The organism is Cobetia sp. 2AS, from assembly GCF_029846355.1.
Lineage (GTDB): Bacteria > Pseudomonadota > Gammaproteobacteria > Pseudomonadales > Halomonadaceae > Cobetia > Cobetia amphilecti.
This window is the reverse complement of record NZ_JARWKQ010000005.1, coordinates 161,604-184,382: the sequence shown is the minus strand read 5'-3', so window position 1 is coordinate 184,382 and position 22,779 is coordinate 161,604. Positions and strand designations below refer to the sequence as shown.

The 22,779-nt window shown below is 63.5% G+C and carries 19 protein-coding genes; 11 read left to right on the top strand and 8 right to left on the bottom strand.

What is annotated here, in order from left to right:
- Positions 1–720 (top strand): DUF3157 family protein, encoded by a 720-nt coding sequence (locus QD356_RS14085; RefSeq protein WP_192839036.1) that lies wholly within the window; start codon positions 1–3, stop codon positions 718–720.
- Between the two features lie 119 nt (positions 721–839).
- Here QD356_RS14085 and QD356_RS14080 read toward each other — a convergent pair whose 3' ends face one another.
- Positions 840–1,694 (bottom strand): outer membrane protein OmpK, encoded by an 855-nt coding sequence (locus QD356_RS14080; RefSeq protein ID WP_082388693.1) that lies wholly within the window; start codon positions 1,692–1,694, stop codon positions 840–842.
- A 349-nt stretch (positions 1,695–2,043) separates the two neighbouring features.
- The gene (locus QD356_RS14075; protein WP_043331634.1) at positions 2,044–3,312 is read right to left on the bottom strand and encodes a NupC/NupG family nucleoside CNT transporter; all 1,269 of its coding nucleotides are present in this window, start codon (positions 3,310–3,312) and stop codon (positions 2,044–2,046) included.
- Positions 3,313–3,631: 319 nt separating this feature from the next.
- On the opposite strand from QD356_RS14075, the gene QD356_RS14070 reads away from it, so the two are divergent.
- Complete coding sequence (locus QD356_RS14070; protein WP_054556386.1) at positions 3,632–4,408, top strand: DeoR/GlpR family DNA-binding transcription regulator; 777 nt, start codon at positions 3,632–3,634, stop codon at positions 4,406–4,408.
- A gap of 136 nt (positions 4,409–4,544) precedes the next feature.
- On the opposite strand, the gene waaA is transcribed toward QD356_RS14070, so the two are convergent.
- Genes waaA through QD356_RS14055 form a run of 3 tightly spaced genes read right to left on the bottom strand, consistent with a single transcriptional unit; the run spans position 4,545 to position 8,463 of the window.
- Entirely contained in the window at positions 4,545–5,867 is a 1,323-nt protein-coding gene (gene waaA / locus QD356_RS14065) for a lipid IV(A) 3-deoxy-D-manno-octulosonic acid transferase (RefSeq protein ID WP_192839035.1), read from the bottom strand.
- A gap of 2 nt (positions 5,868–5,869) precedes the next feature.
- Positions 5,870–7,300 carry a bifunctional D-glycero-beta-D-manno-heptose-7-phosphate kinase/D-glycero-beta-D-manno-heptose 1-phosphate adenylyltransferase HldE gene (gene hldE, locus QD356_RS14060; protein WP_043331637.1) on the bottom strand — a complete coding sequence of 477 codons (1,431 nt, stop codon included), beginning with the start codon at positions 7,298–7,300 and terminating at the stop codon, positions 5,870–5,872.
- Positions 7,300–8,463, bottom strand: coding sequence for a glycosyltransferase family 9 protein (locus tag QD356_RS14055; protein ID WP_084589231.1), 1,164 nt, complete (start codon positions 8,461–8,463; stop codon positions 7,300–7,302). The genes hldE and QD356_RS14055 overlap by 1 nt, the downstream gene beginning before the upstream one ends.
- On the opposite strand from QD356_RS14055, the gene QD356_RS14050 reads away from it, so the two are divergent.
- From QD356_RS14050 to QD356_RS14035, 4 genes are all read left to right on the top strand, one after another.
- Complete coding sequence (locus QD356_RS14050) at positions 8,462–9,250, top strand: 3-deoxy-D-manno-octulosonic acid kinase (protein WP_192839034.1); 789 nt, start codon at positions 8,462–8,464, stop codon at positions 9,248–9,250. The genes QD356_RS14055 and QD356_RS14050 overlap by 2 nt on opposite strands.
- 177 nt (positions 9,251–9,427) lie before the next feature.
- A complete protein-coding gene (locus tag QD356_RS14045) occupies positions 9,428–11,434 on the top strand; it encodes a DUF3413 domain-containing protein (protein WP_192839033.1) in 2,007 nt (668 codons plus the stop codon).
- Between the two features lie 72 nt (positions 11,435–11,506).
- Positions 11,507–12,352: a glycosyltransferase family 2 protein gene (locus tag QD356_RS14040; RefSeq protein ID WP_082388690.1), complete on the top strand. Its 846-nt coding sequence runs from the start codon at positions 11,507–11,509 to the stop codon at positions 12,350–12,352.
- Positions 12,353–12,354: 2 nt separating this feature from the next.
- Positions 12,355–13,488, top strand: a complete 1,134-nt coding sequence (locus QD356_RS14035) for a glycosyltransferase family 4 protein (protein ID WP_192839032.1) — start codon at positions 12,355–12,357, stop codon at positions 13,486–13,488.
- A gap of 178 nt (positions 13,489–13,666) precedes the next feature.
- Here QD356_RS14035 and QD356_RS14030 read toward each other — a convergent pair whose 3' ends face one another.
- The 3 genes from QD356_RS14030 to rfaD all read right to left on the bottom strand — a co-directional run bounded on the left by QD356_RS14030 (position 13,667) and on the right by rfaD (position 16,698).
- On the bottom strand, positions 13,667–14,578 hold the full coding sequence (locus tag QD356_RS14030) for a hypothetical protein (RefSeq protein ID WP_192839031.1): 912 nt from the start codon (positions 14,576–14,578) through the stop codon (positions 13,667–13,669).
- Entirely contained in the window at positions 14,575–15,594 is a 1,020-nt protein-coding gene (gene waaF, locus QD356_RS14025) for a lipopolysaccharide heptosyltransferase II (RefSeq protein WP_192839030.1), read from the bottom strand. The genes QD356_RS14030 and waaF overlap by 4 nt, the downstream gene beginning before the upstream one ends.
- Positions 15,595–15,741: 147 nt before the next feature.
- Positions 15,742–16,698, bottom strand: coding sequence for an ADP-glyceromanno-heptose 6-epimerase (gene rfaD, locus QD356_RS14020; RefSeq protein ID WP_054556380.1), 957 nt, complete (start codon positions 16,696–16,698; stop codon positions 15,742–15,744).
- Between the two features lie 169 nt (positions 16,699–16,867).
- On the opposite strand from rfaD, the gene glyQ reads away from it, so the two are divergent.
- The 5 genes from glyQ to QD356_RS13995 all read left to right on the top strand — a co-directional run bounded on the left by glyQ (position 16,868) and on the right by QD356_RS13995 (position 22,637).
- Positions 16,868–17,824, top strand: coding sequence for a glycine--tRNA ligase subunit alpha (gene glyQ, locus QD356_RS14015; protein ID WP_107335756.1), 957 nt, complete (start codon positions 16,868–16,870; stop codon positions 17,822–17,824).
- A 2-nt stretch (positions 17,825–17,826) separates the two neighbouring features.
- Positions 17,827–19,896: a glycine--tRNA ligase subunit beta gene (glyS, locus tag QD356_RS14010; RefSeq protein WP_054556379.1), complete on the top strand. Its 2,070-nt coding sequence runs from the start codon at positions 17,827–17,829 to the stop codon at positions 19,894–19,896.
- Between the two features lie 376 nt (positions 19,897–20,272).
- Positions 20,273–20,902, top strand: coding sequence for a D-glycero-beta-D-manno-heptose 1,7-bisphosphate 7-phosphatase (gene gmhB / locus QD356_RS14005; protein ID WP_153634999.1), 630 nt, complete (start codon positions 20,273–20,275; stop codon positions 20,900–20,902).
- 137 nt (positions 20,903–21,039) lie between these two features.
- The gene (gene luxS / locus QD356_RS14000) at positions 21,040–21,552 is read left to right on the top strand and encodes an S-ribosylhomocysteine lyase (protein WP_043331647.1); all 513 of its coding nucleotides are present in this window, start codon (positions 21,040–21,042) and stop codon (positions 21,550–21,552) included.
- Positions 21,553–21,707: 155 nt separating this feature from the next.
- Complete coding sequence (locus QD356_RS13995) at positions 21,708–22,637, top strand: alpha/beta fold hydrolase (RefSeq protein ID WP_192839029.1); 930 nt, start codon at positions 21,708–21,710, stop codon at positions 22,635–22,637.
- The last annotated feature ends 142 nt before the right edge of the window (positions 22,638–22,779 follow it).

The following is a 22,779-nucleotide window of genomic DNA, read 5'->3' as shown; positions in this document are numbered from 1 at the left end:
ATGACGATGAATCTGCGCCCACGACTGCGCCTGGCGACCGCACTGCTGCTGGCAGCCAGCGCAAGTCCGCTGGCGCTGGCCGATAGCCTGCCGATCAGCCAGCCCGTCACCGTGACGCTCGACAGTGGCGTCAAGATCCTGCTCAAGCCGGACCACAGCTGGGAATATCAGCTGGATGAGGTGCAGGCCGCTTCCGCCCCGGCCACACAGCCCTCAGTGAAGGCTGGCAGCGCGCTGGTGCCGACCTCGACGGCCGTGCCGGTGACGGCGGCGGTCGCTCCGGCTGGCGACTCGGCCTCACCATCAGTCAGTGCAGCTTCTGCCAGCGCCAGCAACGCAGCGCCTGACAGCGCGTCACGCCTCAACAGCAGCGCGCTGGCCAATCCGCGGCTGTTGAGTGAAGGCCACCGCGATGGTCTGGTCGCGCGCCTGTCCTCGGTGAGCGAAGAGGATGACGAGGCGCTTCTGCAGTTCAGTCTCGACAACACGGCCGGCCAGAGTGTCATCGGCGTGCAGGCCAGACTGCGCCTGTATGCCGATGATGGCCATCTGCTCGCGACGCGTGAGGTGCCACTGTGGGTCGGGGAATATCGCCTGCCCCAGACCTACCTGCGCCCCGGCCAGACACGCGATAGCCGCGAGGTACGCGTCTCGCTGCCGGAGGGCGAGTGGTCACGCCAGCTGGTGCGCGTGGAAGTCACCGAGGTGGAGTTCCGCTGATCATCAGATGCCGGATTTCAGGTGTCAGATGCCACAGCAGCCAGACGAAAAACGGGAAGCCCTGAGGGGCTTCCCGTTTCTGTTTTAGCGCCGGTCGCTCCGCGAGAGCGAAGCGGTGATCAGAACTTGTAGTTGATGCTGAAGTAGTTGCCGAAGCCAGTGGTGTCCTGGCGAACGCCGGTGGCAGTGGAGCCATCGGTGAAGAACGCCATGTTGTTGTAGTACTTCAGGCCATAGCCGATCGCATAGCGCTGGGTGTGGTAGTAGATGCCGTTGAACCACTCCATGCTGTTGACGCTGCGGCCCGCCTGGCTGCCCACTTCGTCGGCATCGAACTTGTAGTCCAGGTAGCCCTGATAGGCGATGAAGCTGCCATCATCGAAGTTGACGAACGGCTTGAACCAGTTGGTGGAGGCCATGTAGCCGTCCCACTTGCTCTCGTCTTCGCCGCCGTAGTTCTCACGCACGTAACGCGCGTAGAGGTTGAAGCCCATCTTGCCGAACCACGGCACCTGCACATCGCTGCCCAGACCGACGTAGTGCTCCCACAGACCGCCGAATGCGCCGTTGTCACCGATGTTGGTGACGGTGGCGATGTAGAGCTCATCCACCGGGCCGAACGACAGGTCATAACCGGTCATGGCGTCCAGCGAGAAGCGCGGCGCCAGCTTGGCGAAGAAGTTGTCGCCGTCGTTCAGGTCATCGGAGCTGTCGTCCAGCAGGTCGAAGAAGTCGACATACCCGTAGAGATCGACGATGCCCGAGCGGCCGCCGAACTCCATCTCCAGGTAGGTATCTTCGCTGTTGCGGAACGGCAGGCGGTTGTCTTCACTGCGCATCAGGTTGAAGGTCAGCCACTTGTAATCATTGGCGTGGATATCGCCATTGAAGTCAGTAGCCTGCGCCGGTGCTGCAGCGGTCAGCAGCGTAGTGGCAGCCAGAGTGCTGGCCGCGAGGGTCTTGAGCATGGTCATCGCGTAACGATCCTGTCCTGAATGTTGAGACTGTTCGAATTCTTGTGGTCTTGCCCGCTGAGCGGGTCTTGTCGCTATGAAGTCCGACGAAGGCGCGGGAGTGAAACTCGCACGGGGCCCAGTCTGGAAAGGCGGCGATGTTAGCACTTCCTCGCAAAAACGACAGAGCGACATTTCGGGGGTGATCAACGTGCCTTCGACGACAATGTGAACCTTTTCACACTCTCGCCAGGCACCTTGTCACCCTCGGCTTCCCCGAGAGGACGTCCCGATGTTTCCTCGCTTGCCGCCCGGCGCATGCCGGCAGGATGGCTCCCGTCGACTGACCGAGCGGAGAGCGAGGAATGCATCAGGCCGCCAGCGCCAGGAAGAAACCGGCAATCGCCGCCGACATCAGATTGGACAGCGTGCCGGCGAGTACCGCCTTGAGCCCCAGGCTTGCGATCTCATGACGGCGTGTCGGTGCCAGACTGCCCAGCCCCCCCAGCAGGATGGCGATCGACGACAGATTGGCGAAGCCGCACAGCGCGAAGGACAGCACTGCCATGGTGTAGGGCGTCATCACCGCGCCGGTGGCCGCGACGATGCTGTCACCGCTGAGGTAGGGCGCCAGATTGATGTAGGCGACGAACTCGTTCACCACCAGCTTCTGGCCGATGAAGGAACCCGCCAGGGTCGCCTCGCTCCACGGCACGCCCAGCAGGAAGGCCAGCGGCGCGAACAACCAGCCGAGAATCATGTCGAGACTCAGCGTGTCCATGCCGAACCAGCCACCCACGCCGCCGAGAATGCCGTTGATCAGGCCGATCAGCGCGATGAAGGCCAGCAGCATCGCCCCGACATTGGCCGCCAGCTTGAGGCCGGAAGACGCACCGGAGGCCGCAGCGTCCAGCACATTGGAGGGCGCATCATCATCCTTGAGGGCAGCATCGGCGAGGGCGATCGAGTCGTCCGGCTTCTCCGTCTCCGGGAACAGCAGCTTGGCGAACAGCAGCCCGCCGGGTGCGGCCATGAACGATGCCGCCACCAGGTACTCCATCGGAATGCCCAGCGCCGCATAGCCGCCCAGCACCGAACCGGCGACGGAGGCCAGGCCACCGCACATCACCGCGAACAGCTCGGAGCGCGTCATGCTGGCCAGATACGGCTTGACCACCAGCGGCGCCTCGGTCTGACCGACGAAGATGTTGGCCGTGGCCGAGAGCGACTCGGTACGCGACGTGCCCAGCACACGCTGCAGGCCGCCACCCAGCAGGCGGATCACCCACTGCATGATGCCGAGGTAGTAGAGCACCGCGATCAGCGATGAGAAGAAGATGATGATCGGCAGCACCTTGACCGCGAAGATGAAGCCGACACCGCTGCCCGGATTGGCCAGGCTGCCAAACAGGAAGTTGATGCCCTGATCGGCATAGTTGACCACCTGACTGACGGCACCGGAGACACCGGCCAGCACTCCCTGACCGAAGGAGGTGTAGAGCACGAAGGCGCCGATGGCCAGCTGGATGGCAAAGGCACCACCCACGGTGCGCAGGCGAATGGCGCGTCGATTCGACGACAGCGCCACGGCAATGAGGATGAGCGAAGCCATCCCGACGAGACTCATGAGGGGATTCATTGGGAAGATCCTGAGGGTTCTTGTGGTTGTTATGGGTGCTGCGTGCAGGGCTGCGACGACCCGTTCTCAACGTCGTGCAGTGTTATCCTGCATTCTCACCATGTTCAAAAAGTCACAGCCTGACCAAATAGTCAATACGTCCGTTTTACCTCACGCCCTCTTGTCTTCCAGTGCCAGACTGGCAATGTCAGGGGCATTTTTGAGGTTCTCCCTGTGTGTCAGTGGTTTATCATCTGCTTCTGACGTGGGACGTGGCGCTTCCGCCCAGTTTTGCGCCAACGCTCCCTCATCGGAACCGGCACCAAAGGACAAAAGCCGCATGAACAATCACAGCGCCGCCCGACTCGACCGCCTGCAGGCCATTCTGCGCGAAGGCAGCCCTCTGCAACTGAGCGACGCCGCACAGCTATGCGCCGTATCGGAGATGACCATTCGTCGCGACGTGGCGCACAGCAACGGACTGCTGGAGATTCTGGGTGGCCGCCTGTTGCTGGTCGATTCATCCGCCGGCAGCGTCTATCGCCTGGATCGCGAGATCGACGCCAGCGCCCCGATCAAGCAAGCGCTGTGCCAGCAGCTGGCCAGTCATATCGAGGACGGCGACACCCTGTATGTGGATTGCGGCACCACGCTGGTCCATCTGGCAGCCGCCATCGACCGCCAGCAGACGCTGACCCTGGTGACCTGCGCCCTGAATGTGGCCAATGCGGTCGGCCATCTGCCCGGGGTGCGGCTGGTGATGCTGGGGGGGCTGTTTCACCCGGCCACCCAGTCATTCACCGCCACCGACATGCCGGAGGCCATCCGCCGTCTCGGCATCAACAAGGCCTTTCTCTCGGCGGGCGGAGTGCATGCCGAGCGAGGCGTCAGCTGCTTCCATTTTCATGAGGTCGCGGCCAAGCAGGCCGCTCTGGAAAGCGCGATGCAGCGCTTCTTGATCGTCGATGCGCGCAAGTTCGAGATGGTGCGCCCCGCCTTCATCGCCCCGCTGAGTGACTTTGATGTGGTGATCAGCAATGCCAGCCCCGCTGCACGTGATTGTCTGGGGGCGCTGGAGGCAGAAATGGGCGTGACGGCGGAGCTTGTCGACTGCTGAGCCTGTCGATTGCTTCACAGGAAGGAGTCAGGCCACTCGCAGCGCCAGACCACTGACAAACAGAAAACGCCGCACGATTGTGCGGCGTTTTCTGTCTGACCAGACAGTCAATGCACACTTTGCGTGCGCGGGGACGTCACAGCGGCAGGTGGTGCTCGAGCATCGCCAAGGTGCCACTCAGCGCGCCACGGTTGCGCTCCACGACCTGACTGGCCGCCTGGCCTGCCATCTGCTGCGCGGCCTGATCCGAGAACAGCGCATTCACCGCCTCGGCCAATGCCGCGTCATCCGCAACGACCTGGAGCGCGCCTTCCGCGGTCATCACCTCGGCGATCTCGCTGAAGTTGTCCAGCGATGGGCCACTCAGCAGTGGCAGCCCCAACGCAGCGGGCTCGAGCAGATTGTGCCCGCCGATGGGCACCAGACTGCCGCCGATGAAGGCGATATCACTGGCCGCATACAGCGTCAGCAATTCCCCGAGACTGTCACCGACCAGCACCGATGCGGCGTCAGCCACCTCGGTGCCGCTCTCTGACATGGCACTGCGCCGCAGGCTGCTCTCGCCGCGCGTCTGACACCACTGTGCCGCCTGAGCGGCCACTGCCTCGAAGCGCTGCGGATGGCGCGGCACCAACAGCAGCAAGGCCTGAGGATGCTGGTCACGCACCGCGGCATGCGCCGCGAGTATCTGGCCATCCTCGCCGTCATGCGTCGAGGCGGCGATCCATACCGGCCGCTGCGCGAATGACTGGCGCAGCGCCTGGCCATCGGCAATGACCTGTTCAGCAATCTCCAGTTCGAACTTGAGCGAGCCGACGGCCGTGCCACGCGCTGGCGGCAGGCCAAGCGCCATGAAACGCTCCAGATCCTGCTGCGACTTGGCCGACAGACCACTGACGTGGGCAAGACTGTCGCGCATCAGGGCGCCGATCCTGCGATAGCGCTGGAAGGCGCGCGGTGACAGGCGGCCATTGATGACGCACAGCGCAATGTCATCCCGCGCGCAGGCGGCCATCAGGTTGGGCCACAGCTCGGTTTCCACCATGATCGCCAGCGCCGGACGCAGCCGACGCACGAAGCGCCGCGCACTCAGCGGGAAATCCAGCGGCAGGTAATGGTGGCGGGCCGGGGCCAGCTCTGACGAGCCCTGCGGCGTATGCAGCAGACGTGCAGCCTGTGCAGCGCCGGTGGCTGTCATGGTCGTCAGCACCAGCGGGCGCCGTGGGTAGCGCTGACGCAGTGCCTCGACAAGACTCGCCACCATCACCACCTCGCCCAGCGAGGCGGCGTGCAGCCAGATGGGGCGCTCACTGTCGGGCGTGGTGCTCGGCGTGGAGGGGATGATACCCAGCCGCTCCAGGCGCGGGTGCTGGGCATCGTGCTCGCGCCAGACCCGCTGCCAGATGAGGGGCGACAGCAGGGTCAGCGCGGTGCTGTAGAGGCCGCAGGCAAGGCTCACGCCTAGTCCTCGCGATCGAGAATGGTGGCGATCATCGCGGTGGTGGAGACGCCGTCCTCGAAACCGAGCACGCGGACTTCACCGCCATTGGCGATCACTGCCTCTCCCCCGGCGATCTCTTCGGGACGATAGTCGCCGCCCTTGACCAGCACATCCGGCAGCACGGCCTCGATCAGGCGTGCCGGGGTGTCTTCGCTGAAGGGCACCACCCAGGCGACCGCACCGAGGCCCGCCAGCACCTGCATGCGGCGCAGCACCGGGTTGATCGGGCGTGTCGGCCCCTTGAGGCGTGCTACCGAGTCGTCGTCGTTGACGGCCACGATCAGGCGATCGCCGTGGCGTGCCGCTTCCTGCAGGTAGGCCACGTGACCGGCGTGCAGGATGTCGAAGCAGCCATTGGTCATCACCACACGCTCGCCGCGTGCCTGGGCGGCCTTGACTGCCGGGATGAGCGCGGACTCCTGGATCACGCCGAATTCCGCCAGCTTGTCGCCGTGCAGCGCGGTGTAGAGCTCTGCCACCGACAGGGTCGCGGTACCCGGCTTGGCGACCACCAGACCCGCGGCCAGGTTGGCCAGCATCACGGCTTCCGGGAAGGCGTGACCGGCTGCCAACGCCAGACCCAGCACGCCGATCACCGTATCGCCGGCGCCGGTGACGTCGTAGACCTCACGCGCATGCGTCGGCAGGTGCAGCGGCTGATAGCCCTCGCGGATCAGAGTCATGCCCTTCTCGCTGCGCGTCACCAGCAGGGCTTCCAGCTCGAGCTCGGCACGCAGTGCCTCGCCCTTCTCGGCCAGTTCCTCATCGCTGCGGCACGGCCCGACGATGGTCTCGAATTCGGTCAGGTTGGGGGTGATGATGCTGGCGCCGCGATAGCGCGAGAAATCACTGCCCTTGGGGTCGACCAGCACACGCTTGCCCGCCGCACGCGCAGCGGCAATCAGCGCCTCGACCTGATTCAGCGAGCCCTTGCCGTAGTCGGAGAGAATCATCACGCCACTGGCGCCCAGCTCGGCCTCGACCTGGCTCACCAGCGCGCTGGTATCCACCTCGTGCAGCGGCTCCTCGAAATCGAGGCGCAGCAGCTGCTGATTGCGGCTCATCACGCGCAGCTTGGTGATGGTCGGCACGCTGTCACTGGCCTGGAAGCGCGTGATGACATTGGCGTTTTCCAGCGCGCGCGTGAGGATGGCGGCGTTGTCATCCTCACCGACCACACCCGCGAGGGTTGCATGTGCGCCGAGCGAGGCGATGTTGAGCGCGACGTTGGCGGCACCGCCGGGGCGGTCTTCGCTCTCGCCGACTCGTACCACCGGTACCGGTGCTTCCGGCGAGATGCGTGAGGTGCCACCGTGCCAGTAGCGGTCGAGCATCACATCACCCACGACCAGCAGGCGAGCCTGTTCAAGCGCAGTCAGATCAAGCTTCATCAGGCGTCTCCGCGTGCAGAGGGGGATTGGGAAGAAGTGGTATCCGTAGAGGAGACAGCCGCGACCGGCAGACGTTCGCAGCTCTGGCCGCGAATGACGCCATCGGTGTCCGCCAGCAGCTCAGCGAGGCGCGCGATGACATCCTCGGCGCGAATCAGGCTCATGGCGTCCTGATGGCGCACGCGCTGGCCCCAGTTGATCTCGTCCATCTGCTTGTGAAGATAGGTCTTCACGGCGTCCGGATAGCGATTGACCACCAGATGCTGCCAGCAGTACGGCGCCGCGCGCTCGGGATTGGTGGTGGCGTACAGACCGATCACCGGGGTGTTGAGCGCATTGCCCATGTGCACCGGGCCGGAGTCCGGCGCGATCACCGCCACGGCGCGATCGATCATCGCCAGCAGGCCCTTGAGCGAGGTGCCACCGATGGCATCGATGACCGCGCCTTCGCTGACCAGCGCCTTGATGCGCGCGCCCATTTCACGTTCCTGCGGGCTGCCGCCACCGGTCATCACGCTGCGGATGCCATATTGCTGCCAGGCATGATCGACGACCGCTGCATAGCCTTCCGGCGACCAGTTGCGGAAGTTGCGCAGTCGCGGATTGGCACACGGACTGATGATCAGATACGGCGCCTCACCGGTGACGCGTGCGGCTTCGGTGTAGGCCTCGGGCGGCACATCGAGACGCCAGTCGAGACGGCAGTCCTCGACACCCAGCGTACGCGCGAAGTCCATGAACGACTCCAGCACGTGGGCGCGCTCTCGCGGGGCCAGCTGATGGGAGGTAAAGAGGTACTGCCAGTCCTTGGCGCGCGCACGGTCGTAACCGATACGCACCTTGGCCTTGAGTCCCAGCGACAGCGCACTGGCACGCAGTGCCTGCTGCATGTGCAGCAGGACATCGAAGTGCGTGTCCTTGAGCTGTCGCCAGATGGCGCGCATGCCCGCAAGACCGGTGGACTTGTCATAGACCACGAACTCGACCCCGGTCAGGCCGGACAGTAGACTGTGCTCCCCCTTGCCGACGATCCAGGTAATGCGGGCCTCAGGCCACTGACGCTGCAAGGCGCGTACCGTTGGCACAAGATTACAGACATCGCCGAGAGCGGAGAGCCGGAGCACGCAGATATGTGCGGGCTGGGCAGGGAGAGGATGCTTCATGCGGATGGCAGTTTTCCGAAATGAGAATGCCCACATTCTATATGATGGCGAAACAGCGCCACAAATGACGCCGGACTGGTTCATGCCATCGTTCTGGCGTGAACACGACGCCGTGACCGGCGAAGCGCCGGGGCGCGGGGCGAGTCTGTTCCTTGATGTCTGTCGTTTGCCCGCCGAACTGCAACCCGCCAATACCACCGCGTCACCGGCTCGCCGCTGGGCACTGCGCCCCTATCGTCGCGGCGGCCTGATCGCGAAGCTCGCCAGTCAGCGCTACCTCTATACCGGCCTTGAGCGCACCCGCGCCTTCGCCGAACTGCGCCTGACGGAGCGTCTGTATCGCCAGGGGCTGCCGGTGCCAGAGCCCGTCGGCGCCTGCGTGTGGCGGCATGGCCTGACCTACGAGGCCGCCCTGATCACGGTGCTGATTCCCGGCGCACGCGCCTTCGCCGATGACCTGATCGCCCTCGAAGCACAGCACCTGCATGACGGGGCCGAGCTGCCCGAGGCTCTGCTTCGCCTGCTCGACGCGACAGGTCACGCCATTCGCGCCGTGCATGACGCCGGGCTCGAGCATGTCGACCTCAACGCACGCAACCTGCTGATCGATGAAAGCGAACGCGTCTACGTGATCGATCTCGATCGCTGCCAGCTGCATGCCGAGGCTCCCACGGATGCACGCTGGCGCGAGAGCAATCTCTCCCGCCTGGGCCGTTCGTTGGCCCGCTTCACCCCGACACATCATGCGGCGTGCCTGGCCCGCATCCGCAGCGCCTATCAAGGGTAGGCGCCCGCTCCGTTCCACTCTTTGCTGACGCTCCGTTCAACTCTATTACTGACAAAGTGGTCATCCGGCGCGCAAAACAAGATATCATGCTAACAATATATTATGCATGATAACTATCTTGCCGCTCCCCACGCTTGATGGGTTATCGCGCTTTTTCCTATCCGCCGGATATGACCGATGACCGCAAAGACCCCTGACTCGCCTGCGCCCGCCAACGCCCGACCTCGTGACAGCCGCCGCCGCTATCTTCGCGACAGCGCCACCTTCTCTCTCGCCATCCTGGTGTTGATCTGGCTGGTCGCGACCCGCTATCTGCCCTTTACCCCACTCCCGCAAGGAGTGAGTGCCGCCAGCCTGAGCGGTTGGGCCTACCTGGCCACTACCTGGCTGGGTCACTACGGACTGCTTGCCCAACTACTGTGGCTGCCAGTTGGCCTGCTCGGCATGATATTGCCCGCGCGCAGCGCTCGCCGCTGGCTGTGGCTTCCCGCGGGCATTCTGGCCGGCAGTGCATTGAGCGCACTGATCATCGACAGCCTCGTCTATGCCCAGTACCGCTTCCATCTCAACGGCTTCATGCTGTCGATGTTCCTCAATGACAGCAACGGTGAAATCTTCGAGTTCGATGCCACGACCTGGCTACTGGGTGCATGCTCCCTGCTCGGCTTGATCGCGCTCTGCTGCGGGCTGGCTTATCGACTGAGTGGGCCTGCGGCGGTCAAGCGCGCTCACCGTTTGCCGACAGGCAGGCTGCATGCCTTGCTGTTCCTCATGCTGCTGGCAAGCCACATCCAGCACATCGTGTCAGATGCCCATCACAACCTGCAGGTGACACGCGAAGCGCCCGCCTTCCCGCTGCTGTTCCCCGCCACAGCGCGCGACTTCATGGAAGACCACGGGTGGCTGGATGCCCGGACTGCAGAAGCGGCCAAGGTGCATATCCAGAATTTCGGGGCGGGTTCGCTGGCCTATCCTGCCGTACCGCTTAAACAGGATGACGATGTCATCACCAGCAGAGGTGTCGACGGCCAGCCTGCCAACATCCTGTTTCTGGTGATCGACTCCTGGCGCGCCGATAGCTTCACTGCCGAGGCGATGCCCCACTTGCACGCTGCCCTGGCGGATGGTCTGCACTTCCCGGATCACATCTCCGGTGGAAACAGCACCCGCACCGGCTTCTTCAGCCTGCTATCCGGCCTGACCGCCAATTACGTCACCCCGATGGAGAATGACGGCCTGGGCAGCGTGCTGGTCAATCAGGCACTGCAGCGCCAGTGGCCGCTGGGGCTATTCTCCTCGGCAAGCTTCAATGGTGTCGGCCTGGACCGCAGCCTCTTCCCGAAAGTGCCAGATCTGCGCTTGCGCACACTGGGCGACAGTCCCGCCATGCGGGACCGCGTGATGACGACCGACTGGCTCGCCTGGCAGGCCCAGCGCCGCCAGACAGCGCTGCAGCAGGGCGCTCATGCGCTGAAACCGTGGCTGGGCGTGCTGTTCTACGATGCTCCGCATGGATACTCGCTACCCAGAGGTGCCAGTACTCCCTTCCAGCCCAGCGCCACCGGCATGGACTATCTGACACTGGGTCCCGACACCGACCCGACGCCTGTGCGCAACCTGTATCTGAACTCGCTGTATCATCTGGACAGGCAATTGGCGCGTGTGATTCAGGACCTGAAAGAACACGGCGAGTGGGACAATACGGTGCTGGTCGTCACCGGTGATCATGCTCAGGAGTTCAATGACAGCGGCAAGAATTTCTGGGGACACAATGGCAACTTCACTCGCTACCAGACCCAGGTACCGCTGATTCTGCGCGGCCCCGGCATTCCTGCCGGTCACTATGGAAGCCAGCTGCCCTTGCCTCCCGTCACCGCGCATTATGATGTCGTCCCGACACTGCTACGCCATGTGATGGGCATCAGCAATCCCCCCAGCGACTACAGCATGGGCCATGACCTGCTGCGCACTCTCGACCATCAACCAGAGGTCGACAACGAATGGGTGCTCTCCGGTAGCTATCAGGACTTCGGTATCATTCAGCGCGATCGCATCTACGCACTGGAAGGCACCGGCGGCTATGCAGTGTACGATGGCGACATGAATCGTCGGCAGGCGCTCGGCGAAGGCGCCAACCCCGTCATGAAAGTGATGGAGACCATGCGCCGCTTCTACGCGAACTGAGCCTGCCACTAAGTCCCATCGGCGCCTGCCCCACCCCGTCGTGCTACAGGCGCTCTTCAGACAGAGACCATCATGAACACGAGCGACGAGGCCTCGGCCGCCCCTTCACCCGATGGCAAGCTGCGCACCGCGGTGCCCATCACCGGCTGTGTCATCACCCTCAATGAAGCCCACAACATCGAGGACTGCCTGCGCTCGCTGGCTCAGGTCTGCGATGAGCTGATCGTGGTCGATTCCGGCTCCACCGATGCCACCTGCGAGCTGGCGCGCAACATGGGCGCCGTGGTGATCGATCAACCCTACCTGGGCGACGGGCCGCAGAAAAATGTCGGGCCGAGCCATGCCAGCCACCGCTGGGTGCTGTCTCTGGATGCCGATGAGCGCCTGACCGACGGTGCCGTCAGCGCCATCCGGGAACTGGCACTCGACAGCACGCCCCACGACGGCTTCGCGCTGCGCCGTCGCAACTTCATCGGCTCACGCTGGGTGCGGCATGCCGGCTGGTACCCCGATTACTGCCTGCGCCTGTATGACCGCGAGAAACTCGCCTTCCGCGATTCGCGTCAGCACAGCTCGGTGCAGGCCAACCATCCCTGCGAGCTGGACGCCGATCTCGAGCATTACAGCTTCGCCAATCTTGGTGAACTGTTCGTCAAGGCCAGTGGCCGTTTCTCGAACCGCGCCGCCAAGATCATGTATCAGAAGGGAAAACGCGCCAACGCCTTCACTCCCTTCCTGCATGCCAGCAATGCCTTCATGCGCAAGTTCGTCTTCCAGGCTGGCTTCCGCGATGGCGTCGATGGCTTCTCGGTGGCGCTGTCGGCCAGCGTCAATGCCTACCTGAAATACGCCAAGCTGCTGGAATTCCAGCGCGACGCCAAGGTGCGTGAGGCCGAAGATTTCAACAAGGTATGGTGACCATGACCTCTAGCTGTGAGCCGACTGCCGCGCGAGGTGTGACGCGCCCGCTTCACGTACGCCATGTCAATCTGGCACGCGGCTTTCGCGGCGGTGAGCGCCAGACGCTCAATCTGATCGCGGACCTGGCGCGACGCGCAAGCCCGGGGGAGAACGGCGAAGCCGGCGCGTCGATCCGCCAGTCACTGGTGTGTCTGCAGGGCTCGCCCTTGATCAGCGAACTGGCGGCGCTTGAGCTTGCCGTCACGGTGGAAGTGATCGAGATCAGCGGACGCTTCAAGGGCCACCTCGGCCAGCCCCGCGCCGATATCGTGCATGCTCACGAAGCCAAGGCCGTGCACTGGGCATGGCTGCATCAGCGCCTCACCGGCACGCCTTACCTGCTGACACGCCGAGTGCCCCAGCCGGTGAAGGACAAGCCGTTCAATCGCCTGACCTATCGCGCGGCCGCCTGCCGGGTGGCGATTTCGTCGGTGATCGAATCTCACCTGCGGGATCGCCAATGGGGTGAGACGGCGTTGATCCCCAGCACCCTCGCCCATCTGCCCAGCGACAAGCAAGCCGTGGCCGAGCTACGCCAGCGCTTCGGCAATACTCCCGCAGGAGATCGTGTTGTCATCGGGCATGTCGGCGCCCTGGTGGACCGCCACAAGGGCCAGCGAGTGCTGATCGAGGCGGCCCGCAGGCTGCGCGACAGCCACCCGCAGCTGCTGTTCGTCTGCCTGGGCGCCGGCGAGGACGAGGCGGCCTTCAAGGCGGAAAGTGCCGATCTCGACAATCTGGTCTGGGAAGGCTTCCACACCAATGTCGGCGACTATCTGGAAGCCTTCGATCTGTTCGCCTTTCCGTCACGCAACGAGGGTCTCGGCTCGATTCTGCTCGACGTGATGGATCACGGCGTCCCGATCATCGCAAGCGATGTGGATGGCATCCCCGATATCGTGCATGACGACAGCACCGGCGTGCTGGTGCCCACCGGCGATGCACAGGCACTGGCTGCCGCCATCGTGGCACTCGTCGCTGATGCGCCACGTCGGGAGCGGCTAGTCGCGGGGGCGCGGGGGCATCTGGCACGCTTCACTCCCTGCGCCATGGGCGAGGCCTATCTGGGGCTTTATCAGCGGCTGGCACGCTAGACCGCTTGTCATCTCAGACACTTATCGCCCCAGTACCTGGCCCACAAGCACCTATCGTCCAGGCACCTATCATCTAGGCACCTATCGCCCAGCTAGAGAATAAAAAAAGCCCTGTTTCATGTGAAACATCACAATGAAACAGGGCTTTTTTCGTTTTTCCAAACAGCAGGTCAGCAACTCAGGCGCGCGAACCAGCGTCCTCCAGGCCACGCAGATCCGGCCAGCCTTCGTCCACACTCAACATGGGATATGTCCGGGGATCCAGCGGACCTGGTTCGCTTTCGGGGCGACACTCCCGTAGCGCAGCCTGCAGCCGCTGCAGGGCCTCATCGCCTTCGGCACCAGCGGTCACCCTGTCCCAGAACTCACGATGTACCGCCTTGATGACGACGGGCACGCTGGGCACGCCGACCTGTTGCGCCATGGCCAGACGATGCAGACCACGGTTGATCTTGAGCAGGCGACCCTCACGCGTCACCGCGACGCCCATCTCGTCCTTGGTGACCCCCTGACGAAAGCCATTGCTGGCCATGTCCTGCAGATAACCGCGATAACAGCGCAGATAGCCGAGAATCTGCTCCTCACTATCCATCAACAGCCCATCACGCGGTGACGACCACGGCTTGCCCGCTTCCAGCAAGGCCTTCAAGTGCTGATAGCGCTCCGTCGCCGTCAGGTCATCGCCATGCTCGATCAGGTCCCGCATCAGCCGCGAGCGTGAACCGAAGCGGAAGGCGCCGCGCCGCAGGTCCCAGTCGCCATCCCAGATGAAGGCGTTGGAGGAAGGCCGGTTGCGCTTGTCACGCCCGAAATTGACGTCGCGCACCAGCTCACGCGGATTGACCCAGACCGTCAACGCCTCCTGCCCCATCACGTCTTCCAGCGCATGACGCGGCAGGCCACGGCGTTCAAGGGACTGGTGGCGTGCACGCTGGCGCTTCCAGCGCATCAACCAGCAACGACTGAACGGCAGTATCAGGTGGTGCTCGCACCAGGCACGCAGCGCCTCGATCCGCTGAGCACGCTGCATGGCCCCGCGCATGCGCGGGTGGATCAGATCATCCGTCGTACGGTTTCTCGGCAGGTTCACCGCGCATCCTCATCCAGCGAGATCGCCGTCAACAGTCGCTCGGGAGCAATATGATTCAGGCAATTGGTATGCCCCAGCGGGCAGACGCGCTTGAAGCAGGGTGAGCACTCCAGCGCCAGCCAGTGGATCTCGCGATTGGCCGTCAGCGGCGGCGTGTAATGCGGCGACGAGGAACCGTAGATGCCCTGGATACGGGCTCCTACCGCGGCCGCCACATGCATCAGGCCGGAGTCATTGCTGACCACTTCCCGACACTCGGCGATCAGGTCCACCGCATCCGCCAGCCGCGTCTTGCCACACAGGTTGTGAACGCCCGCAAGCCCCTGGGCGATCTCCTCCCCCGCCGCGATATCCTTGGGGCCACCGAAGATGCGCACCTCGGCCCCCTGGCGAGTCAATGACTCGGCAAGCGCGCGAAAGTGCGCCAGCGGCCACTGCTTGGCCGGGCCATATTCCGCCCCGGGCATCATGCCGATGATGGGCGCCGGCGGCGCCACCAGTCCCAACTCGCCGCGCAAGCGCAGCTGATTGGCGCTGTCTGTGACCAGAGCGGGCTCCGGGATGCCCGCCGGCGGATTGGCCTCCTCAACGGGCAGGCCCAGCGACGTGAAGCGCTTGACGGTCTGATCGAGCACCGACTTGTCGAGCTTGCGGCACTCGGTGAGCAGGCCGTAGCGCTGCTCGCCGGTGAAGCCGACGCGCACCGGAATGCGCGCGAAGAACGGCACCAGCGCTGCCTTCCACGAGCGCGGCAACACGATGGCGCGGTCGAAGCGCCCACGCAGCGAACCCCCGAGCTGCCAGCGCGCCTTGAGGGCGAAGTCACCATGCCCCGCCGGCAACGCCAGTGCCTCCTCGACCTCGGGCATGCGCTCGATGATCGGCTGCGACCAGGCGGGCGCCAGCACACTGATCCGGCAGCCGGGCGAGCGCTGCTTCAGCGTCATGAACAGGCTCTGCGCCATCACCATGTCGCCGACCCAGCTGGGCCCGACCACCAGAATGCGCTCACTCATGCCTTGCTCCTCTTCACGGCCAACCCTCCTTGCGGGTGCGCTTGCCCTGCCCCATCGCCCTTGCGAGGCAGGCGCTCACCCTCAGTCCACACGTACTCAGTCCACACGTGCTCGGTCCACACGCGCTCAGTCCACACGTGCTCGGACTCAGCGATTCAGCCATTCGAGATAGGCGCGCGTGCCCTGGGCAACGGTCTTGAATTCGACGTTGCAGCCGGCCTTGCGCAGCTTGCCGATATCGGCACGCGTGAAGCTCTGGTAGCGGCCCTTGAGGTTTTCCGGGAAGTCGATGTACTCGATCTCGCCCTTCTCGTAGTACTCGATGACGGTCTCGGCGATCGCCTTGAACGGCTCGGCGCGACCGGTACCCAGATTGAAGATGCCGGAGGCTTCCGGGTGATCGAGGAACCACAGGTTCACGTCGACCACATCACCGACATAGACGAAGTCACGGCTCTGCATGCCGGCATCGTAGCCATCGTAGGCGCCGAACAGCTTGGGATTCTCGCCCGCCTTCACCTGGGTGTGATGGTGATAGGCCACGCTGGCCATCTTGCCCTTGTGCTGCTCACGCGGGCCGTAGACATTGAAATAGCGGAAGCCGACGACCTGGGTGGTCAGGCTGTCCCAGCGCTGGCGCACGTGCTGATCGAACAGCAGCTTGGAGTAGCCGTAGACGTTGAGCGGACCTTCGAACTCCGGCGTTTCCTTGAAGACCTGGCTGTCGCCATAGGTCGCCGCGGAGCTCGCGTAGAGGAAGGGAATCTGGTTCGCTTCGCAGAAGTTGAGCAGCACCTTGGAGTACTCGAAGTTGTTCTCGAGCATGAACTGGCCGTCCCACTCGGTGGTGTCCGAGCAGGCGCCTTCGTGGAAGATCGCCTCGATCTTCGGCAACTCGGCGTACTCGCCCATCAGGCTCGACTGGACGCGAATCAGGAAGTCGTCCTTGTCGAGGTAATCGGCGATGGTCAGGTCCGCCAGATTGACGAACTTGGTGCCGTCACTCAGGTCATCCACCACCAGGATATCGGTACGGCCGCGGTCATTGAGTGCCTTGACGATATTGGCACCGATGAAACCGGCGCCTCCGGTAACGACGATCATTTGAGCTCCCAGAGCCTCTAGAGGCTTGTAGGCAACGCGCGCGTTCAGTAACGCGACACATCAGAATTTGGAAATGGCACGCTCTCGGTTTCGTCTGCGGCCTATAACCCGATAAGCGGGGATTGTATACTCGGCAGTTCTCGAATTCATGGGCCAACGGGCTTCACCAATGACACAGCCAGACGTGAAAACCTTCCAGGGCCTGATTCTGGCCCTGCAGCAATACTGGGCCGAACAGGGTTGCATCATCCTGCAACCATTGGATATGGAGGTTGGCGCGGGGACTTTCCACCCGGCGACCTTCCTGCGCTCCATCGGTCCTGAAACCTGGAACGCTGCCTACGTGCAGCCTTCCCGCCGTCCCACCGACGGCCGCTACGGCGAAAACCCCAATCGCCTGCAGCACTATTATCAGTTCCAGGTGGTGATGAAGCCGTCACCGGCCAACCTGCAGGAGCTCTATCTGGGCTCGCTGGAGCGTCTGGGCATCGACCCGCTGGTCCACGACATCCGTTTCGTCGAGGACAACTGGGAATCTCCGACGCTGGGCGCCTGGGGCCTCGGCTGGGAAATGTGGCTCAACGGCATGGAAGTGACCCAGTTCACCTACTTCCAGCAGGCAGGTGGCATCGAATGCTTTCCGGTCACCGGCGAGCTGACCTACGGCCTCGAGCGCATCGCGATGTACCTGCAGGACGTGGACAGCGTCTACGACCTGATCTGGACCACCGCGCCGGACGGCTCCGTCGTGACCTATGGCGACGTCTTCCTGCAGAACGAGAAGGAGCAGTCGGCCTACAACTTCGAGCACGCTGCCGTGCCGGAGCTGTTCGCTGCCTTCGATCACTGCGAGAGCGAATGCCAGAAGCTGCTGACCGCCAACCTGCCGCTACCGGCCTACGAGCAGGTCCTGAAGGCATCACATACCTTCAACCTGCTGGATGCGCGTCACGCCATCTCCGTCACCGAGCGTCAGCGCTACATCCTGCGCGTGCGCACTCTCGCCCGTGATGTGGCCCACGCCTATTACGATTCGCGCAAGGCCGCCGGCTTCCCGCTGGCCCCGCAGGCGCTGCGTGATGAGCTGCTCGCCGCCGATGACACCACTACCGAGGGAGACGCGTAAGCATGGCCTCCGTGAATACCCTGCTGATCGAACTGGGCTGCGAAGAACTGCCGCCGGGCGCCATCGACGCACTCGCTGACAGCCTCGCCAACGGCCTCGCCGATGGCCTGCGCGACGCCGAAGTCGCCTTCGGTCAGGTACGTGCCTACGCCACACCGCGTCGTCTGGCGGTGATGATCGAATCCCTGGCCGAGCGCCAGCCGGACCGCGAGATCGAGAAGCGCGGACCGGCCAAGGCCGCCGCCTTCAAGGATGGCGAACCGACCCGTGCGGTGCAGGGCTTCGCCCGCTCCTGCGGTGTCGAAGTCAGTGACCTGATCGAGCTGGAAACCGACAAGGGCACCTGGCTCGGCTATCGTCACACCCAGCCGGGCGAGCATCTCTCCGCCCTGCTGCCGACCATGCTGGAGCAGGTCGTGGCTCGCCTACCGGTGCCGAAAAACATGCGCTGGGGTGCCTCACGCATCGAGTTCTCGCGTCCGGTGCATTGGCTGGTCGCGCTCTACGGCAGCGAAGTGATCGAGGCCAGCGTGCTCGGCCTCGACTCCGGTCGCACCACCTTCGGCCACCGCTTCCATGCGCCGCAGGCCATCACGCTGGCGCACGCCGAGGACTACCTCGACGCGCTGGAAGATGCCCGCGTGCTGGCCAACCGTGAGGTGCGCCGTGAGCGTATCCGCGAACAGGTCCAGGCCGAGGCGGAAGTCTATGGTGCCAACGCCGTCATCGAGGAAGCCCTGCTCAACGAGGTCAACGGCCTCGTGGAATGGCCGGTGGCGCTGACGGGCACCTTCGACGAGCGCTTCCTGGAAGTGCCGGCGGAGTGTCTGATCTCCTCCATGAAGGCCAACCAGAAGTACTTCCACCTGCTGGACAACGACGGCAAGCTCAAGCCGGCCTTCATCACCATCTCCAATATCGAGAGCAAGGACCCGCAACAGGTCATCTCCGGTAACGAGAAGGTGATTCGTCCGCGTCTGGGCGATGCCGCCTTCTTCTACGAGACCGACCTGCGCAGCACGCTGGAATCGCGTCGCGAGAAGCTCGAGAGCGTCGTCTTCCAGCAGAAGCTGGGCAGCATGGCCGAGAAGGCCCGTCGCAGCGAAGCCGTGGCACGCCACATCGCGGAACGCATCGGTGCCGATGTCGACCACGCCGCACGTGCCGCACAGCTGGCCAAGACCGACCTGGTCACCGAGATGGTGCTGGAGTTCCCGGAACTGCAGGGCATCATGGGCCACTACTACGCCCGTCACGATGGCGAAGATGCCACCGTCGCTCTCGCGCTGGAAGAACAGTATCTGCCGCGCTTCGCCGGCGATGCGATCCCCACGACCAAGGCAGGCATGGCGATTGCCCTGGCCGACCGTCTCGACACCCTGACCGGCATCTTCGGCATCGGTCAGCGTCCGACCGGCGCCAAGGACCCGTTCGCACTGCGTCGCGCCACCATCGGGGTGCTCAACATCCTGATCAAGGGTGAGCTGGACCTCGACCTGCGCGAGCTGCTGACCGTCAGCGCCGAGCAGCATCGTGATCTGCCCAAGGCCGAAGGACTGGTCGAGGACGTGCTCGAGTACATGCTCGATCGCTTCCGCGCCTGGGCCAGCGATGAAGGCATGGGTGCCGAGCTGTACCTGGCCGTGCGTACCCTGAAGATCAGCAATCCGCTGGACTTCGCACGTCGTCTGCGTGCCGTGCACGCCTTCGGCGAACGTCCGGAAGCCGCTGCTCTGGCTGCAGCCAACAAGCGCGTCTCCAACATCCTCGCCAAGGCCGAGCACGATGGTCGCACCGAGGTGGATGCGAGCCTGTTGAGCGAGCCGGCCGAGCAGGCACTGGCAGACGCCCTGACGGCACGTGGTGCGGAAGTGGCACCGCTGTTCGCCGCGGCGCGCTACCAGGAGGCCCTTGATGCACTGGCCAGCCTGCGCGAGCCGGTCGATGCCTTCTTCGATCAGGTGATGGTCAACGCCGACGATGCCGCCGTGCGCGCCAATCGTCTGGCGATGCTGGCCAGTCTGCAAGGCCTGTTCATGGGTGTGGCCGACATCAGTCTGCTGACCCAATAAGAACTGCCGATCCACGGTGTCTCTGACATCGGTAACGCGCAGTCTCTGCAAAAGAACCCCGCCACGGCGGGGTTCTTTTGCATCCGCGGCCCCGAAATGCCGTGTTGCGTGACAGGATTTCACGCAACACGGCAGCGATGTCACAATTTCTGCCTTGATCCCCTACCTAGGTCGCACTAGTATTCCAGTATAGAAACAGTGTTCGAAAAGCGCGGCAGCCTGTCGCACCACGCACTTCGACCACTCGGCGCCATTTGCCCATCCCCACGTGCGAGCGTCATCTTGTGACTCGGCTCACAATTTCCCAGGCAAAGCGGCGACCCCTGACAAGCAGCCCGGCTGACGCCCCTGACTGCCCTGAAGTGAAGAGTTGACCATGCAAAAACTGATCGTGCTCGACCGTGATGGTGTCATCAATGAAGACTCCGATGCCTTCGTCAAGAACGCCGAGGAGTGGATCGAATACCCCACTTCCATCCAGGCCATTGCCCGTCTGACCCGCGCTGGCTATACCGTGGCCGTGGCGACCAATCAGTCCGGCATCGCCCGTGGCCATTTCGGCCACCGCGAACTCGACCAGATGCACACCAAGATGATGCAGCTGGTGAAGGAAGCCGGTGGCGATATCGCTCACATTGCCTACTGCCCGCATGGCCCGGACGACGGCTGCGATTGCCGCAAGCCGGAACCCGGTCTGCTCCACCAGATCCAGGATGCCCTGCAGATTCCCGACTTCGAAGGGGCCTGGATGCTGGGCGACAGCCTGCGTGACCTCATCGCGGGCCAGAAGGCCGGCTGTCGCGCCGCGCTGGTGATGACCGGCAAGGGCCAGAAGACGCTGGCAGATGGCGAGGGGCTCAAGGACGTGCTGGTAGTGGCCAACCTGGCCGACTTCACCAACCGCCTGCTCGATGGTGAGCTCAACCACCCCATGTCGGATGGTGAGCCGGGAAAGTCCCAGCGCCGCTGCGTGAGCTGTGAAGCCGCTGCCGAAAGCTATCTGTGAGGCATGCCTACCCTCTGATAACCCTGCGCACGGCGCGCTTGCCTCTCTAATCAGTAGCGGCGATATGCTACCCTTCAGACATGAATCCGGGCGGGCGACTGCCTGCCTGTCTCACTTCCTCATGCTGGAGGCTTCACATGCCACTGCTGGATAGCTTCACTGTCGATCACACCATCATGAAGGCGCCTGCCGTGCGCGTGGCCAAGAAGATGGGCACCCCGAAAGGCGACAACATCACCGTCTTCGACCTGCGCTTCTGCGTGCCGAATGAAGAGATTCTCTCCGAGAAAGGCATTCACACCCTCGAGCACCTGTTCGCCGGCTTCATGCGCGAGCACCTCAACGGTGATGACGTCGAGATCATCGATATCTCACCGATGGGTTGCCGTACCGGCTTCTACATGAGCCTGATCGGTGAACCGGAAGAAGCTCGCGTTGCCGCAGCCTGGTCTGCTGCCATGCAGGACGTGCTCAACGTGGCGCGTCAGGAAGAGATTCCGGAGCTCAACGTCTATCAGTGCGGCACCGCACAGATGCACTCTCTGGAAGAAGCCAAGCAGATCGCCAGCAACATCCTGTCTCGCGATATCGGCGTCAACCGCAATGACGAGCTGAAGCTGGATGAAGGCTTCCTCAATCAGGCGCACTGAGTCTTGAGGCAGCAAGCCTTGAGACATCGAGCCTTGAGGCACGGTGCTTGATCAGCCTGTCGAGTGCGCCGAGCACTTGAACGAAAAAGCCCGCTATCTGACCGGATCAGATAGCGGGCTTTTTTCATGACGTGACATCCGAGCGAGTGTAGCCAATGCCAGATTCCAGCAGCCATGCCTTTGATTTCACGACCTTCCTGGCAGACAAGGAAGCGTGGTCAGCGCCGAATGAACTCGTCCCCTACCGCTGCCGCGATGACAGCAGCCTGGGCTGTCGCCATTATCCCGCAGCAGGCATGTCAGGGAGCCGCTCACACCTCATCCTGCTGCATGGCTCCAGCGCTGACAGCCGTTATCTCGCATCGCTGGCAACGCGCCTGGCTGAAGCTGGTCATCACGTGCATACGCCGGACTTGCGCGGCCACGGCCCAGCCCCGCAGCGACGTGGCGACATCGACCACCTGCTTCAGCTCGAGGAAGATCTCGAGGACCTGATCCTGTCGCTCGAGATACCAGCCGATGCCAGAATCATTGTCGCTGGCCACTCTGCCGGAGGCGGCCTGGCACTGCGCTTCTCGGCCGCTGTCTGCCAGCGCCAGCTTGCCAACATTCCGCTGCACGGCGTCATACTGCTGGCACCGTACCTGCATCATCTCGCGCCCAACATGCGCCGTGATTCGCGCTGGGCGCAGCCGCGTATCGCGCGAATGCTGGCCTGCGCGCTGCTGAATCGGCTCGGCATCCATCGCCTGGATCATATTGAGGTCCTTGGCTTCAATATCCCGCCAGAGTACCGCGATGCACATACCACCGACGCCTACTCGTGGCGCCTGATGACGGGCCTCAATCCTCACGACTATCAAAGTGACCTCAAGGCGCTCGCCCATCATCAGCTGCCAGTGCTGGCGCTGATCGGCGAGCATGACGAGGCGTTTCATGCCGAGCGCCTTGCTCAATGTCTGCAACCCCACCACCCCGCGGCGCAGGTGGAAGTCCTCGAGACAATTGATCACCTGGGGCTTGCGACGTCCTCCATCACGGCAGAGCGAATCACCGCCTGGCTGGCCGAGCAACGCACCGGCTGAGACGACACCCTCGGCCGTGACCGAGCCCTACTCCTCGATGTTATCCTTGCCCCTGATTGCGGCAACACGCACATGCAAAAACGGCCCCTGATCGAAGATCAGGGGCCGTTTTTCTGGCCCGGCTTGGCAAGACATCAGCCAA